This is a genomic window from Acinetobacter sp. FDAARGOS_558 (genome assembly GCF_003937785.1).
GTDB classification, from domain to species: Bacteria; Pseudomonadota; Gammaproteobacteria; order Pseudomonadales; family Moraxellaceae; genus Acinetobacter; species Acinetobacter baumannii.
Map to the genome: position 1 here is coordinate 3,973,145 of NZ_RKJH01000001.1, position 15,693 is coordinate 3,988,837.

The window sequence follows — 15,693 nt, forward strand, 5'->3', positions numbered from 1 at the left end:
AGGGTGACGTATGGTAATTGATATCTCACAAACGGAGAATGAAAATGCCTGTTGTAGTGAAAAAACGATTATTAGACTTATTACAAGATAATCAACAAAATTATTATGAATTGTTTGTTTTTTTCCTTGATCCTGATGTTTCTAGCTTTGAGAAAGAGAAAAAGGCTAGAGATTTTCTTGTTAAAGAGATAGATAAACTAGAGATGAAGGAAATAGATTTTCCTTCGGATATCAATTTGATTAAGGCATGGTGTGAAAACGATAATAAAAAAAATTGTCAGGAATTTCAGGCATATTTAAATCGTAGACAATCTGGTCAAGATAGAGAGTATTTTAAGAACGTCGCTCAGGCATTTGAGTTTTTAATAAAGGTGTCTCCAACCAAAAAAGTAGACGGTGCATGGCTATATAGCTCAGTGCATTATTGGAATGATCCTATTTTTCATGAATTAATTATTACTTATCTCGAAGAGCTTGGGTTAGGTGAGCCAAAAGCAAACCATGTTTGTATCTATGATGATCTTTTACGCAGTCTAGGGCTAGACAGTTTCGATCTGCTTTTAGAAGACGAGTATTATCATCAAGCAGTTGTGCAGCTTGCTCTGGGTTATGCACCTCCTGAGTTTATTCCGGAGATTGTGGGTTTTAATTTAGGCTATGAGCAGTTACCACTGCATCTTTTAATTTCGAATTATGAGCTTGCTGAATTAGGTATTGATTCTAAATACTTTAATCTTCATATCACTATCGACAATATTGACAATGGTCATGCCTATAAAGCCATTAAAGTTATTGAAGATATTTATAATAAATATAAAGATAAAAAACTCTTCTTGACCAAGCTAAAACGTGGTTTTGCCCTTAATAATCATGGGGTGTCCTCTTCAAACATTATAAAAAATTTAAATACTGAAGACTTTGTCCATAGAATTTTCAAAAGAAAGGCGCTTGTCGGTCAGTTAATTCATAACGAAACCCGACAGTTTGGGTGCAAGACCATTAATCAATGGTTATCAAATCCCGATGACATTGCAGGTTTAATCACTCATTTAACTGAACACAAATGGATTAAGTTTAATACCGACCCTGAACAGAGCGTATTCTGGCGAATGATTAATGAAGAAAATGGAAAAATGTTTGGGGTGTTTAACCCTGTAGAGCGCCAAATTATTCATGACTGGATTGCTGGTAGTGATCATTCTTCTAACTTCTTGGCATACAGCAGAGAACTAAAGAATAGCCAGCGTATTCAGGACTATCTATTTAGTTATATCTCGGATGGCGAACTTGATGCACTACAAGAGCGCGTCCAACAATCAAATGACCTTGCCATAAAGATTTGCAAACTTACTCCGTTTCTTGCCCCAGATTCTCATCATAAAAGTATTGGTCTTTGGAGTACTCGTAAATACGTAGAACTCCTTTTTCCTTATTTAGGTACGTTTAAAAACTAGTTTTATAAACGTTTTCTACTTCAACCCCAAGTTTAACTTTCAAAAACATAGGTAATGGACATGAACGACAATACTAAATCAACCAATAAAACAAGTGAAATGGCTGGTGCCGATGCAGCAAATAAAGCCAATACTACCCAGAAAACTGAACAGTTAGACACAGTTAGAGATGATGCAACTAATGAAGCTTTAACCACAAATCAGGGGGTTAAAATAGCGGATAACCAAAATAGCTTAAGAGCGGGTATTCGTGGCTCGACTTTATTGGAAGATTTCATTTTAAGAGAAAAAATCACCCACTTTGACCATGAGCGTATACCTGAGCGTATTGTGCATGCGCGTGGTGTAGGGGCGCATGGTTATTTTCAGGCATATGAAGGAAACGAACGTTTAACCAAAGCTGGATTCTTGACAGACCCAACTATTCAGACGCCTATTTTTGTACGTTTTTCAACAGTGCAAGGGCCTCGTGGTTCTGCCGACACTGTTCGTGATATCCGCGGTTTTGCCATTAAGTTTTATACCCAAGAAGGTAACTTCGACTTGGTAGGAAATAACGCACCTGTCTTTTTTGTGCAAGACGGGATTAAATTTCCAGACTTTGTACATGCGGTAAAACCTGAACCGGACACAGAAATCCCAACAGGTGCAACTGCGCATGATACTTTCTGGGATTTTGTGTCTTTAGTACCCGAGTCAGCACATGCTGTAATTTGGGCGATGTCAGACCGTGCGATTCCTCGTAACTTACGCTCGATCCAAGGGTTTGGTGTGCATACGTTCCGTTTAATTAATGCTGAAGGTAAATCGCATTTTGTGAAATTTCACTGGACACCAAAACAAGGTTTGAGTGCGCTGGTATGGGATGAAGCTCAAAAACTTGCGGGTAAAGACCCGGATTTCCACCGTCGTGATCTTTATGAAGCAATTGAGCAAGGTTTTTATCCAGAATGGGAACTCGGTGTGCAGATTGTCGAAGAAGAAGATGAAATGAACTTTGACTTCGATTTGCTGGACCCAACAAAAATTATTCCTGAAGAATTAGTTCCTGTTACACCAATTGGCCGATTTGTTTTAAATAGAAATGTAGATAACTTCTTTGCTGAAACAGAGCAGGTAGCTTTCTGTCCGGGTCATGTAGTACCTGGTATTGATTTTACAGATGACCCACTTTTACAAGCACGTCTATTTTCATACACAGATACCCAGTTAAGCCGTTTAGGTGGACCAAACTTCCACCAAATTCCGATTAACAAACCTGTGTGTCCATTCCATAACAATCAACGTGATGGTATTCATCAGCATACCATTCATAAAGGACAGGCTGCATATCAACCAAACTCAATTGATGGAAATTGGCCAGTAGAAACACCGCCAGCGGCATCAAATGGTGGTTTTGAAAGTTATCCTGAAAAAATTAGTGGACATAAACTTCGTCAAAGAAGTGAGACGTTCTCTGATTATTTCTCTCAACCGCGACTATATTACAAAAGCCTTGCACCGCATGAACAAAAACATGTGGTCGATGCCTATACTTTTGAATTAAGTAAAGTTCAAAGAAAGCATATTCGTGAGCGTCAAGTTCAACAAATTTTGGCTAATATCGACTTAGATTTGGCACGCCAAGTAGGGGCAAATTTAGGTATTGAAGTGCCTGACTTAACCCTAAATTATAAGAAAACAGCAGTTGAAAAATCTGCCAAGTTATCTTTTTTAGCTTTCCCACCTGAAGATATTCAAGGTAGAAAAGTTGCCGTACTTATCCATAACATGGTGAAGTCTGATGCATTGGAGGCTATTAAAAACTGGGCAATTAAAGAAGGCGTAATCCTTCACTTACTAGCGCCGAGCTTGGCTCCAGTCAAAGATCATAAAGATAACGTTATTGTGGCTGATGGCATGCAAATGTCTGAGCCTTCAATTGCCTATGATGCGGTAATTATTCCGGATGGCGATAACCTAAATACGGTTATGCAAGACGGGGTAGCTCGCCATTACTTACTCGAAGCTTATAAGCACTTAAAGCCAATCGTATTTTTAGGTAATAAATCTGATTTGCTTGAACCATTAGGTTTAGTGGCGGATGAAGGAACTTTAATTGAAGATGAGTTCCAGCATGTTGCGGAAAAATTTAAGAACCTGATTAAAGCACACCGTGTTTGGTCACGAGAACAAATAGCCGCACATGTACCGGCTTAAATAAATAAGCCCTGAAAGTTTAAACGCTTTCAGGGCTTTTTCTAACTTATGTTATTAGCCATTAACAATTTGACCGCCATTTACATGAATAACCTGACCAGTAATATAACTTGCATCATCTGAGGCAAGGAAAAGGTAAGCAGGGGCGACTTCACTTGGCTGACCCATTCTACCCATTGGGGTATCTTTACCAAACTTTTCGACAGTTTCGGCATCGAAACTACTTGGAATAAGGGGAGTCCAGATTGGGCCTGGTGCAACACCATTTACACGAATACCTTTTTTCTGCTTCATTAAATTGTTCGATAGACTACGAGTAAAAGAGGTAATTGCACCTTTAGTACTTGCATAGTCAATCAACTCATCATGACCTTGGTAACTGGTAATACTGGTGGTGTTAATAATGCTATCGCCTTCCTCCATATAAGGAATGGCTTCTTTGGTTAAATAAAACATGGCAAAAATATTTGTTTTAAATGTTTTTTCTAATTGTTCATTACTTATACTTTCAATTTCTTTTTGTTGATATTGCACACCCGCATTATTCACTAAAATATTAATTTTTCCAAAATGCTGTAAAACCTTATCAATATTTTGTTTTGCAAGGTCTGGATCGGAAATATCACCTTTTAATAAAAGACATTGTTGTCCTTCCTTTTCAATAAGCTGTTTAGTAATTTCGGCATCTTGGTCTTCTTCAAGGTACAGTACAGCAATATCGGCACCTTCACGGGCAAATAGTACGGCAACTGAACGGCCTATACCGCTATCACCACCGCTAATGACGGCAATTTTGCCTTTTAGTTTTTCACTGCCTTTATGGGATGCTTTAATAATTTCTGGTTCAGGATGCATTTTCTCCTGATCACCTGGTTGATGAGGTTGAACTTGTGCAGGAACTTCTGATGGATACTGATTCGTTGTATTTTCCATGTCTAGACTACCTCTATTTAATTTTCAGTCCCTCTATATTGGTTAATCTGCACGTGAATATGAGTAAATAGTCTTTTTTAAAAAGTTGTCTTTGTTATTTTATATATAAGGATGTAAAAAAATATAACATATCAAGTTAGGTTAGATAATATCTAATAACTTAACCTTGTTTTTATCAATCATACTTTCAATAATTGATCGATTACCTGTATCATTTAGCCAATTTTCTATAGGTATATAATTAGATAAATCTAAAATTTCTTTTATTACTGTTTCCGCTTCAACTATATTTTTTAAGTCATCTTTATTTTTATTGTTTTTAACAACTATATTATCTAGTAATTTTTTTATATCTTCTGTTTCAATATTTTTTGATTTAATAATATACAAGTCTCTCTGAAAAGGATGGCTTGCATGAGGCGGATCTAATCTATAGCTCCATTCTTGGTTATAATCTTGCCAAGAATTTTTTATTTGAATATTACTGAGTAAAATTTCAGGTACAGAAATATGAATATATTGTAGCGTTGAGTGTGTATGAGTAGGTTGCATCATTCTTTTCTCACAAATATTATATGTTAATTTTAAATCTTGATTTTAATCACTCAAGTAAAGTTTTTATGCAAAAGTAATGGTTTATGTTATTGTTTTTAAATAATTTTAATTATATTTTATGTTTGTTTCTTCAATAGTGAAGATGTTTTTGTTTTTTATTGATTTGTATGTTATGAAAGTTTGTGTTATTTAGCCTGAATTTTTAAATGCATTTGTAAAAATATATTGTTATGTAGGTTTGAGTAATAATAAGTATGGTGAGTATTTAAAAAGTAAAATTAGCTAATAATTTATAAATATTTTAACTAAGGAAATCTTTATTTAAATAATGAAGTTAGAGTTTTTATTTGAAATTTAAATTATATACATTTAAAAAGATTGAAACATAGCATGGGTATAAAAATAATTTAAATCTCTTATCTTAAATTTATCCGTTCAATAAAAGCGGTAGCGACTTATAATTTTAATATAGGAAGATATAACTATGGCTAATACTAGATATGAAGATGATAACAATAGTTCAGGTACTTCAAATCGTGGATTTGCAAGTATGGATCCTGAAAGAGTCAGAGAAATAGCCAGTAAAGGTGGGCGAGCTGCACATGCCAGTGGCAATGCGCATGAATTTACTTCAGAAGAAGCTCGTGAAGCTGGCCGTGCTGCACATGCCAGTGGTAACGCACATGAATTTACCTCAGAAGAGGCTCGTGAAGCTGGTGCTTTAAGTCATAAAAACGATGATCGTAATGGTCGTGGTCGCAGCCGTTATGATGACGACGAAGATGATGACCGCGGCCGTTCAAGCGGTCGAGGCCGTGGCCGCAGTCGTTATGATGATGACGACGAAGATGATGATCGCGGTCGCTCAGGCGGTCGAGGCCGTGGTCGCGGTCGTGATGATGACGACGAAGATGATGATCGCGGTCGCTCAGGCGGTCGAGGCCGTGGTCGCGGTCGTGATGACGACGACGAAGATGATGATCGCGGTCGTTCAGGTGGCCGAGGTCGTGGTCGCAGCCGCCGTGATGATGACGATGAAGATGATGATCGCGGTCGTTCAGGCGGTCGAGGTCGTGGCCGCAGCCGTCGTGATGACGACGATGAAGATGATGATCGTGGCCGTTCAGGTGGCCGAGGTCGTGGTCGCAGCCGTTATGATGACGACGATGAAGATGATGATCGTGGCCGTTCAGGTGGCCGAGGCCGTGGTCGCAGCCGTCGTGATGACGACGATGAAGATGATGATCGCGGTCGCTCAGGTGGCCGAGGTCGTGGTCGCAGCCGTTATGATGACGACGATGAAGATGATGACCGTGGCCGTTCAGGCGGTCGAGGTCGTGGCCGCAGCCGTCGTGACGATGATGACGAAGATGATGATCGTGGTCGTTCAGGTGGCCGAGGCCGTGGCCGCAGTCGTTATGATGACGACGATGAAGATGATGAACGTGGCCGTTCAGGTGGCCGAGGTCGTGGCCGCAGCCGTCGTGATGATGACGATGAAGATGATGATCGCGGTCGTTCAGGTGGTCGAGGCCGTGGCCGCAGTCGTTATGATGATGACGATGAAGATGATGATCGTGGTCGTTCAGGTGGCCGAGGCCGTGGTCGCAGCCGTCGTGATGACGATGACGACGATGATGACCGCCGTGGCCGTTCAGATGGTCGTGGTCAGAACTCTCGTAATCAAAAACGCGATGCTTATGGACGCTTTACGTCTTAAGCAAACAGTTTTTGAGAATAAAGGAGGCATTATGCCTCCTTTATTTTTATTATTTTAAACTTATGAGTGGGTAAGGGGATGTAAGCCTTTTACAATATCTGTGAATTCTGAGCCATTTAACCAAAATGATTTCTTTAAAAATAGTGTCGTCATAATACTTTCGGCTGCTTCACTTTCCGGATTTTCACAGAAAATTCCATAGCTTTCGCCTAATACCGCATCATTTTCAATAAGACGGATATAGTAGGCATGTTGTTCATCTGCATAACCTAAAACTGCATCACGTTGATTTTTCATTTCGCATGTCTCCATACCAAAAACTGAATCTAACTCATATTTAAGTGTTCAGAATTTCATTGATAAAAATCAAAACAGTCAGTAATAAGAACTATTTCACAATAGGTTTTGATTCTCTTCAAATTACCATTTCCGTTTTAACATCCCTGTTAAAAGCAAAATGGATTAAAATCTGATCATGAAATTTATTGTTATGCAAAAAAAATATTTCGTCAACTTGAAAATGTAACTTTTTCAAGTTACATTGTTTGTGTAGGATTTGAACGGTGAAATGGAGGCGATATGCCAAAGAAGAAAGAATTCGAGCATGGCGGTGCACGGGAAAACGCCGGCCGTAAAGCACAGTTCAATGAACCCACTAAAGTGATTCGTGTTCCTGAATCTCAAGTCAACTTTATCAAAAATTGGTTACTGAATAATGTCAAAACCGATCACCAGACAGATTTCACTTCAAAACTAAAGATACAGCAGGTTCATCCAAACAACGATAAAATTTACCACATTCCTTTGGCGACAGAACGTGTTGCTGCGGGATTCCCATCACCAGCGCAAGATGATATTGAGCAAGCACTCGATTTAAATGAATATTTAATTAGAAATGAAAATGCCACCTTTATTGTCAAAGCCAATTCGTTGTCTATGTTAGATGCCGGAATTGATATTGATGATCCGCTTATTGTGGACCGTAGTATTCCTGCTAAATCGGGCGATATTGTGATTGCACTTATCGATAATGATTTCACTGTTAAGCGCTTAATGATTGATACCCAATTTCAACCCCCTAAAGTGTGGCTAAAAGCAGAAAATCCTGATTATCAAAATATTTATATTGAAGAGGGGCAAGAACTGGTGATTTGGGGAGTCGTGACCTATAACCTTAAACGTATGAGATAAATTTTCTTATATTTTATTATTTAAGTTACTGGCCAGAAATGATGGTCAGTAACTTTTCGTTGAATGACTTTTTAAATTTGCCCAATCAATAAGCACGTCGCAATAACGACCATCACGCCACCCGAAAAACGGCCAACTAATTGGGCTGCCTGTGGTCTGGTTTTCAAAATGGCTTCTGAACCATAACCCACCATTAAGTAAATTATCGCGCAGCTAATCATGTGAACAACACCAAAGGCAAGAATTTGAGTTGTCACTGACCATGAAGCAGTAGTATCAATAAACTGAGGAAGCAGAGCTAAAAAGAGTAAAAAAACTTTCGGGTTTAATCCACTCACATAAACGCCTTTGGTAGCCCATCTCAACCATGACTGAGCCTTTTCAGAACCAGACTCGTTCGGAGTAGGAGGGGTGAGTAATAAATTTATTCCCATCCATAATAAATAAGCAGAACCCGCAACAGTAAGGATCATCAGAGCAGTTGGGTTATTTGCTACAAGCAGACCAACACCAGCCGCTACCAATAAAATCGTAATAAAGTGCCCAAATAGCATACCTGCAACAGCGGGGACGACGACTTTACCCTTAATACCTGCCGAAATGGCGTAGGCCCAGTCTGCTCCTGGCGTAATAATAAAAAGAATGGAGACACTCCAAAATGCAATAAAAATATTAAAAGCCATATACTTATCTCGGCAAACTATTTTCCAAAGGTTTCGCCCGTGGTTTAGAAAAAATCCCTATTTATTCGAGCTTGTTGAAAATAATATGCTCATGTATTTAGAATGTGCTTTTAAATGTTTGCTCATATCACATACATTTGGGGTAAATTTTTCTAAATGGATCGCACAGATAAAAAGATTCTTGCTGAATTGCAATTAAATGGCCGATTATCTATCACTGAATTGGCAGAAAAAGTTGGTTTGAGCATTTCACCTTGTCACAGACGAGTGAAGGCTTTAGAAGAGTCGGGAGCTATCAAAGGCTATCGGGCAGAACTCGACCCAAACTTAGTCGGTTTTGAGTTTTCAGCGATTGTTTTTATTACGCTTAAAGAAGGCGATAAACAGGCGGTTGAGAAGTTTGAAAATGCCGTAATAGACATCCCGCAAATTATTCAGGCGCAGCGTTTGTTTGGTGAACCTGACTATTTACTCCATGTTGTCGCTAAAGATTTACCGGCTTTTCAGCGTTTATATGATGAAAAATTATCTGCTATTCCAAGTGTGCAACGGCTCATCTCAACCATTGTGATGAAAGATGTGGTGCCTGAGCGTTTATTTCCAATTGGCTAAATCATCAGATATAAAAAAAGAAGCTTTAAAGCTTCTTTTTTAATTGGTAAAGGGGGCTAAGCATCAAGTGTTTTACACAAAGAACAAATTGTACCGTTATGTTTGTGAGAGAACATAATATCTGGGCGCTCATAGCCTTGCTCACATACGCGGCAGTGATAAACAGTTGCTACTGGTGTACCTTCAGCATCGTAACGTGGTTCTTTAACGCCGTCATCGTGTGACTTGATGTAGTATTTTCCTTTGGTTAATAGGCCCATGATTGGTGTTAATACAAAGGCAAGTACAAGTGCAATAATTGGAGAGTAAGGCGCTAGGAAACTACCCAATAATCCGAAGAATGCTGCAATCGATAAACCTGCTGATACAAGGAAAGCAACCATACCGACAGGGTTTACGTTGTAGAGCATGTCACGGCGGTATTCCGGTTCTTTTGGTGAAAGTTTTAAAACATATTTGTTGATTGAAATGTCTGTTGCGACAACCACAACCCATGCAATTGCAAAGTTTGAATAGAATCCTAAGATTTTACCCAGTACCGCAAACATGTTGCCTTCCATCAAAGCAAGCGCAATTGCCAAGTTTACGATCACAAAAACAATACGCCCCGGATAATGTTTGCTAATACGAGTGTAGGCACTTGTCCATGCGAGGGAACCAGAGTAAGCATTGGTCACATTAATTTTAATTTGAGAAATGACCACCAAAATAACCGCAAGTGTTAAAGCCGCCCAGCCCGGAAGCATGTCATGAAACGCCGCATTAAACTGTTGAACAGGTTCAGTGCTGTTTACGCCCGGTATTTTAGTGAGTAAATAGAAACCTAAAAATGCCCCAATAATTTGTTTAATCGCCCCTAAAATCACCCAGCCCGGACCTGCTGAAATAACCGCTGCCCACCATGCTTTGCTATTTTCTTTTGTTTTTGCAGGCATGAAGCGTAGGTAGTCAATTTGTTCACCGATTTGCATAATTAGGGATAAGCATATACCCGCACCAAGCATGATCGCTGCCATATCTACAGGTGCAAAACCTTCATGACCTGTAAAAGTTGCAAACTGGCTAACTAAGGTAGGTTCTTGGTAAATCAGATACGCCACAGGACCAATCATTAGAACGAGCCAAAGTGGGGTAGTCCAGACTTGTAATTTACTTAAAGCTTTCATGCCGTAAATGACGAGTGGAATGACCATAACGGTTGAGATGAGGTAACCTGCCCAAAGCGGAATGCCTAAACCGAGCAATAACCCTTGCGCCATGATTGAACCTTCAAGGGCAAAGAAAATAAAGGTGAAACTGGCGAAAATGATACTGGTTAGGACCGAACCGATATAACCAAAACCTGCACCGCGGGTAATCAAGTCAAGGTCGATGTTATAGCGAGCTGCGTAGTAGGCTAAAGGAATGCCGGTTAAGAAGATAATAATCGCTGCAAATAAAATGGAGAAAATAGCATTGGTTGTTCCATAAGACATACCAATACTGGCACCAATAGAAAAGTCAGCAAGATAGGCAATACCACCAAGTGCAGTAATAGCAACAACTTTGGGACTCCAGCGCCGAAAGCTGTGTGGAGCATAACGTAAAGTATAATCTTCTAAGGTTTCATTCACTGCTTTTTGTGAATCTGCACCTTGCACAGTGTCCAGATTTGGATGTTCAGATACACTCATAACATCAATCTCCCAATCATTTTCGGTCAATCAACATAAATATTGATCATTGTTTTTTGATGGTTTTGAGTGTGTGATTTTTGGGAAAAATTGAAAATACGTTATTTTGCGTATATGTGCGTATTAGAAAAAATCGCCATGATAAATGACTTTTGGCATAAGGATTGCTGGGTTTAATGCAGCCACATGCCAAACATGAGTGTTATGCCAGATTCTTCACGCCCCCAACAAGCGCCACAACGTGTGATCAAAACACGCCGTGAATATAATATTTGGGTGGCAGATGAAAGTATCGAAGATTATGCGCTCCGCTACGCACCCACCTCGGTACGTAAGTGGTCACCTTGGACTGTAACCAATACCGCAATTTCGACAGTCAGTTTTTTGGCGATGGAAGCCATTGGGGCAACCATGCTTTGGCAATATGGCTTTAGCAATGCGTTATGGGCAGCAATTGTCGTATGTACCATCATATTTTTAACCAGTTGGCCGATTAGTTACTATGCTGCAAAATATAATGTAGACGTCGATTTGCTTACTCGTGGTGCAGGTTTTGGCTACATTGGCTCGACCATTACATCTCTGATTTATGCCAGCTTTACCTTTATTTTGCTTGCGTTTGAAGCCGCAATTATGGCGATGGCACTTGAGCTTGCCTTAGGCATTCCGCAAGTTATTGGTTACTTAATTTCTGCCTTAGTGATTTTGCCTTTAGTGGTCAAAGGCATTGGTTTTATTAATAAAGTTCAGGCGATCACACAACCAATCTGGCTCTTATTACTGTTATTACCGTGGTTTTTTGTACTTTGGAAACAACCACAAATTTTAAGTAGTAGTCTGCATTTTGTTGGGGCAGTTTCAAACTCGACCGATTTTAATCTGTATTACTTTGGTGCGGCGTGCACTCTTATTTTTTCATTTGTGATCCAAATTGGTGAGCAAGCCGACTATTTACGTTTCTTACCGCAAAAAGAAAAGAATAGAACTGCATGGCGTTTTGCCGTTTTTTTAGGTGGTCCATCTTGGATTATTTTTGGATTTTTAAAAGTTTTGATGGGCATGCTGCTGATGGTGTTGGCTTTTCAGCTGTTTACTCCTGTCTCTGAACTAGACAATCCGACTTATCTATATTGGGTTGCCTATCAAAAGTTTATTCCAAATCCTCAGCTTGCTTTAATATTGACTCTAGCACTGGTTTGCTTGGCGCAAATTAAAATTAATATGACCAATGCCTACGCTGGCTCTTTAGCTTGGTCCAACTTTTTTGCGCGCTTAACTCATAGCCATCCAGGGCGAATTGTCTGGCTACTTTTTAACGTGTTTATTGCCATTGTTTTGATGGAAATGGGCATTAGCCATGCGGTTGAACGTATTTTGGGACTATATAGCAATATCGCTTTGGCATGGATTGGCGCCGTTGTTGCCGATTTAATTATCTGTAAACCTTTAGGTTTAAGCCCGAAAGGAATTGAATTTCGTCGTGCTTACTTATATGACATCAACCCCGTAGGCGTGGGCGCTTTACTGATTGCTTCAGTGTTATCGATGCTGAGTTACTTGGGCTTTTTCGGACTCATGGCGAAAGGTTTGGCGAGTTTCATTGCTTTGGGGAGTGCGGTGTTATGCGTTCCTATTATTGCTTACCTAACCAAAGGCAAATATTACATTGCACGCCAGCCTGAAAAAATTCAGGCGACGTCGGTTGCTAACTGTGTGGTATGTGAACGGGATTATGAGCTTGCTGATATGGCGGGCTGCCCAGCCTATAACGGTACGATTTGTTCTCTATGCTGTTCACTTGAAGCCCGCTGTCACGATTTATGTAAACCCGATGCACGTTGGTCAGTTCAGCTCAAAAAAGCCATCTGGCACTATTTACCAGAGCGTTGGGCCAGCCGTTTAAATAGCAGGGTCAGTTTGTATCTATTGCTGACTCTAGGATTGTCTATTGTTTTGGCAGTGAGTTTGAGTCTGGTTTATATCCAAGAAAAAACCTACTTAGAAACCATTAATGCCGCAGCTGTTCCTCAACTATTTACGCTGTTTGTCAAAATTTATACCATTTTATTTTTATTAATGAGCGTTGCTGCATGGTGGTTAGTGTTAAACGATGAAAGCCGTCGTAATGCTGAAATCGAAACGCATCAGCAAACAGCATTATTGATTGATGAAATTGCTGCCCATGAAGTCACTTCAAAAGACTTACAAGATGCCAGAATAGCAGCAGAACGGGCCAATGATGCAAAAAGCCGTTATGTCATTGGCATTAGCCACGAACTACGGACACCCTTAAATAGTATTTTGGGCTATAGCCAATTACTTCAAAAACAAGAACAACTCTCTGAACAAGGCAAAATGGCACTCGGAGTGATTAGCCGTAGTGGGCAGCATTTGACTTCACTCATTGACGGTTTACTAGATTTAGCACGCATTGAAACAGGCAAAATTTCTTTAAATGTAGTGGATGTGCATTTCCCCAATTTTATTGAACAGATTATTCAAATGTTTCAGCCTCAGTTTGAACAGAAGAATTTACAGTTTGTTTATGAAATTGGAGAGAACCTACCGCACTATGTTCGTACCGACAAAAAACGCTTAGAGCAAGTGCTCATCAATTTGCTGGGCAATGCATTAAAGTTTACAACGAGTGGCACAATTACTTTAAAAGTCGAGTACCGTTTTCAAACGGCTTATTTTGAAATTAGAGATACGGGCTGTGGTATTGCCGAGGCAGATTTAGAGCGAATCTTTAACCCGTTTGAACGGGGCAGTAATGTGGTTCAAGGCGGATTTACTGGAACAGGACTCGGACTACCAATTGTAAAATTATTAGTCGATTTACTTGGTGGGCAGTTATCTGTGACTAGTCAGCTCAATCAGGGTTCACAATTTAAGATTAAGTTTTACTTACCTTCAAAAGAAGTGGTTCATCCGATTTCTAATGTTTACTCCAACCAGATTACGGGTTATCAAGGCGAGCGAAAACGAATTTTAGTTGTCGATAATGAAGCTGTGGATCGAGGTTTAGTTGCTAATTTTCTCAAACCTTTGGGATTTATGATTGAAGAAGCCGAGTCGGGCATTGACTGTTTAAGACGTGTACCTATTTTCCAACCTAATCTGATTTTGATGGATTTAAATATGCCTTTGATGGGCGGGTGGGAAACAGCACGATTATTGCGTCAGAATAATATTACCAATGTGCCGATCTTAATTATTTCAGCCAATGCAGGCGAGCGTGAAGTCAATCCACAAGACGCCGTCTTAAGTGAAGACTTTATGTTAAAACCAATCGACCTGAATTTGTTGCTGAGTAAAATTGGAGATAAGTTGGGCTTGGTGTGGATTGATTCCAAATCAGAGACACTCCTTGAAAATAATGAAGTTCAAGTACTCGATTTAAATATATATAAGCAAGAGCAAGTTGCTGTTCATACACCAATTCAACAACCAGAAAATAATGATCTGCTTGATTTACCGCAAAGCTTGCAACAGTTAAATGATTTGATTGGACAAGGTTATATCCGTGGAATTCAACAGACTTTAACGCAATGCCGTCAAAATTTTCCGGAGCATAACGAGTTATGGGAACAGCTTGAACAGGCTATTCAAAAGTTTGATTTAAAACACGCGCAACGATTAATTCAGGATAAGTCATGAGTACGCAACATGTTTCTTTTCAGCAAGCTTCACCAAACGAGCAGGCTGTTATTCTGATTGTGGATGATGTGCCGGAAAATTTAGGCTTACTACATGAAAGTCTGGATCAGGCAGGTTATCGCGTACTTGTCACAACCGATGGATTAAGTGCTATTGAAATAGCACACCGATGCTTACCAGATATGATTTTGCTCGATGGCAATATGCCACATATGGATGGTTTTGAAAGTTGTATACAGCTTAAAGCAAGTCCGATTACGCAGTTTATTCCCGTTATTTTTATGACAGGTTTGTCTGAGACAGAGCATATTGTGCGTGGTTTTCAGGTCGGTGGGGTGGACTATGTAACCAAGCCACTAAATATTGAAGAAGTATTAGCAAGAGTAAAAACACATTTGGCACATGCCAAACTATTGCAGCAACAAAAGCAGGTGATTGATGCAACGGAAACAGCCATTCTCGCACTAGATGTTCACGGTAAAATTGTTTGGAAAACTCAAAAAGCCAGTGATTTACTGAATCAATATTTACCTGAATTAGAAGGTTTTGAGGCAGGCTTAAAAGCTTGGTTTTCAGACTTAGAGCATGAAAAAGACCCTAAAAAATTAACCAGCTGTTCTTATTCAACACCATCTCAGCAATTACAGCTTTTATTGCTTACGCCGTGGGAAAGTGAGCCAAGTGTGGCAAAAAATTATCTTATCCAGATAAAAACTTCTACGCCGGCTTTGGAAATGGCTGATATTTTGAAATATTGCCCGCAGTTGACTCAACGTGAGGCAGAAGTCATGCACTGGTTGTTGTTAGGGAAAACCAATAAAGATATTGCAGAAATTTTGGAGCTGAGTCCACGGACAGTGAATAAACATTTAGAGCATGTTTTTGAAAAACTTTGCGTTGAAAACCGAACTGCTGCGGTGGCGCATATTAATAGCTTGGTGCAAGAGTTTCACTAATTTAAGTGAAGATTGTATTTAAAAAGCATACAGACTCACTGCTAAAAATAGGCTATT

At 39.6% G+C, this 15,693-nt stretch carries 12 protein-coding genes; 7 read left to right on the plus strand and 5 right to left on the minus strand.

Annotation, left to right across the window (positions count from 1 at the left end; translation table 11 throughout):
• Nucleotides 1–44: 44 nt before the first annotated feature.
• Nucleotides 45–1,454: an iron-containing redox enzyme family protein gene (locus EGT34_RS19150; RefSeq protein ID WP_001145686.1), complete on the plus strand. Its 1,410-nt coding sequence runs from the start codon at nt 45–47 to the stop codon at nt 1,452–1,454.
• Between the two features lie 54 nt (nt 1,455–1,508).
• Nucleotides 1,509–3,653 (plus strand): catalase HPII, encoded by a 2,145-nt coding sequence (katE, locus tag EGT34_RS19155; protein ID WP_085941324.1) that lies wholly within the window; start codon nt 1,509–1,511, stop codon nt 3,651–3,653.
• A 54-nt stretch (nt 3,654–3,707) separates the two neighbouring features.
• Here katE and EGT34_RS19160 read toward each other — a convergent pair whose 3' ends face one another.
• Together EGT34_RS19160 and EGT34_RS19165 are read right to left on the minus strand one after the other, a co-directional pair.
• Nucleotides 3,708–4,586 carry an SDR family oxidoreductase gene (locus tag EGT34_RS19160; protein WP_000432324.1) on the minus strand — a complete coding sequence of 293 codons (879 nt, stop codon included), beginning with the start codon at nt 4,584–4,586 and terminating at the stop codon, nt 3,708–3,710.
• 141 nt (nt 4,587–4,727) lie between these two features.
• Nucleotides 4,728–5,141: a DUF6367 family protein gene (locus EGT34_RS19165; RefSeq protein WP_000983630.1), complete on the minus strand. Its 414-nt coding sequence runs from the start codon at nt 5,139–5,141 to the stop codon at nt 4,728–4,730.
• A gap of 484 nt (nt 5,142–5,625) precedes the next feature.
• Here EGT34_RS19165 and EGT34_RS21455 point away from each other — a divergent pair, with 484 nt between their 5' ends.
• Nucleotides 5,626–6,861, plus strand: a complete 1,236-nt coding sequence (locus EGT34_RS21455) for a KGG domain-containing protein (RefSeq protein WP_031979416.1) — start codon at nt 5,626–5,628, stop codon at nt 6,859–6,861.
• 60 nt (nt 6,862–6,921) lie between these two features.
• Here EGT34_RS21455 and EGT34_RS19175 read toward each other — a convergent pair whose 3' ends face one another.
• Nucleotides 6,922–7,158, minus strand: a complete 237-nt coding sequence (locus EGT34_RS19175; RefSeq protein WP_000795915.1) for a hypothetical protein — start codon at nt 7,156–7,158, stop codon at nt 6,922–6,924.
• Between the two features lie 282 nt (nt 7,159–7,440).
• Between EGT34_RS19175 and EGT34_RS19180 the strand changes: the two genes are divergently transcribed.
• Nucleotides 7,441–8,052, plus strand: a complete 612-nt coding sequence (locus EGT34_RS19180) for a LexA family protein (protein WP_001124835.1) — start codon at nt 7,441–7,443, stop codon at nt 8,050–8,052.
• Nucleotides 8,053–8,123: 71 nt separating this feature from the next.
• On the opposite strand, the gene EGT34_RS19185 is transcribed toward EGT34_RS19180, so the two are convergent.
• Nucleotides 8,124–8,735, minus strand: a complete 612-nt coding sequence (locus tag EGT34_RS19185) for a LysE family translocator (protein ID WP_000885231.1) — start codon at nt 8,733–8,735, stop codon at nt 8,124–8,126.
• Nucleotides 8,736–8,891: 156 nt separating this feature from the next.
• Between EGT34_RS19185 and EGT34_RS19190 the strand changes: the two genes are divergently transcribed.
• A complete protein-coding gene (locus EGT34_RS19190; protein WP_000376211.1) occupies nt 8,892–9,347 on the plus strand; it encodes an Lrp/AsnC family transcriptional regulator in 456 nt (151 codons plus the stop codon).
• Between the two features lie 56 nt (nt 9,348–9,403).
• Here the strand turns inward: EGT34_RS19190 and EGT34_RS19195 are convergent, their stop codons facing one another.
• Entirely contained in the window at nt 9,404–11,020 is a 1,617-nt protein-coding gene (locus EGT34_RS19195; protein ID WP_000116420.1) for a purine-cytosine permease family protein, read from the minus strand.
• A gap of 195 nt (nt 11,021–11,215) precedes the next feature.
• Between EGT34_RS19195 and EGT34_RS19200 the strand changes: the two genes are divergently transcribed.
• The gene (locus EGT34_RS19200) at nt 11,216–14,680 is read left to right on the plus strand and encodes an ATP-binding protein (RefSeq protein ID WP_031972076.1); all 3,465 of its coding nucleotides are present in this window, start codon (nt 11,216–11,218) and stop codon (nt 14,678–14,680) included.
• On the plus strand, nt 14,677–15,636 hold the full coding sequence (locus EGT34_RS19205) for a response regulator transcription factor (RefSeq protein WP_000107125.1): 960 nt from the start codon (nt 14,677–14,679) through the stop codon (nt 15,634–15,636). Before EGT34_RS19200 ends, EGT34_RS19205 begins: the two co-directional genes overlap by 4 nt.
• Nucleotides 15,637–15,693: the final 57 nt, after the last annotated feature.

What these genes read in the sequence shown, in the direction of transcription:
- EGT34_RS19150 (WP_001145686.1), top strand. Translation starts at nt 45, where the DNA reads ATGCCTGTTGTAGTGAAAAAACGATTATTAGACTTATTACAAGATAAT.
- katE (WP_085941324.1), top strand. Translation starts at nt 1,509, where the DNA reads ATGGACATGAACGACAATACTAAATCAACCAATAAAACAAGTGAAATG.
- EGT34_RS19160 (WP_000432324.1), bottom strand. Translation starts at nt 4,586, where the DNA reads ATGGAAAATACAACGAATCAGTATCCATCAGAAGTTCCTGCACAAGTT.
- EGT34_RS19165 (WP_000983630.1), bottom strand. Translation starts at nt 5,141, where the DNA reads ATGATGCAACCTACTCATACACACTCAACGCTACAATATATTCATATT.
- EGT34_RS21455 (WP_031979416.1), top strand. Translation starts at nt 5,626, where the DNA reads ATGGCTAATACTAGATATGAAGATGATAACAATAGTTCAGGTACTTCA.
- EGT34_RS19175 (WP_000795915.1), bottom strand. Translation starts at nt 7,158, where the DNA reads ATGAAAAATCAACGTGATGCAGTTTTAGGTTATGCAGATGAACAACAT.
- EGT34_RS19180 (WP_001124835.1), top strand. Translation starts at nt 7,441, where the DNA reads ATGCCAAAGAAGAAAGAATTCGAGCATGGCGGTGCACGGGAAAACGCC.
- EGT34_RS19185 (WP_000885231.1), bottom strand. Translation starts at nt 8,735, where the DNA reads ATGGCTTTTAATATTTTTATTGCATTTTGGAGTGTCTCCATTCTTTTT.
- EGT34_RS19190 (WP_000376211.1), top strand. Translation starts at nt 8,892, where the DNA reads ATGGATCGCACAGATAAAAAGATTCTTGCTGAATTGCAATTAAATGGC.
- EGT34_RS19195 (WP_000116420.1), bottom strand. Translation starts at nt 11,020, where the DNA reads ATGAGTGTATCTGAACATCCAAATCTGGACACTGTGCAAGGTGCAGAT.
- EGT34_RS19200 (WP_031972076.1), top strand. Translation starts at nt 11,216, where the DNA reads ATGAGTGTTATGCCAGATTCTTCACGCCCCCAACAAGCGCCACAACGT.
- EGT34_RS19205 (WP_000107125.1), top strand. Translation starts at nt 14,677, where the DNA reads ATGAGTACGCAACATGTTTCTTTTCAGCAAGCTTCACCAAACGAGCAG.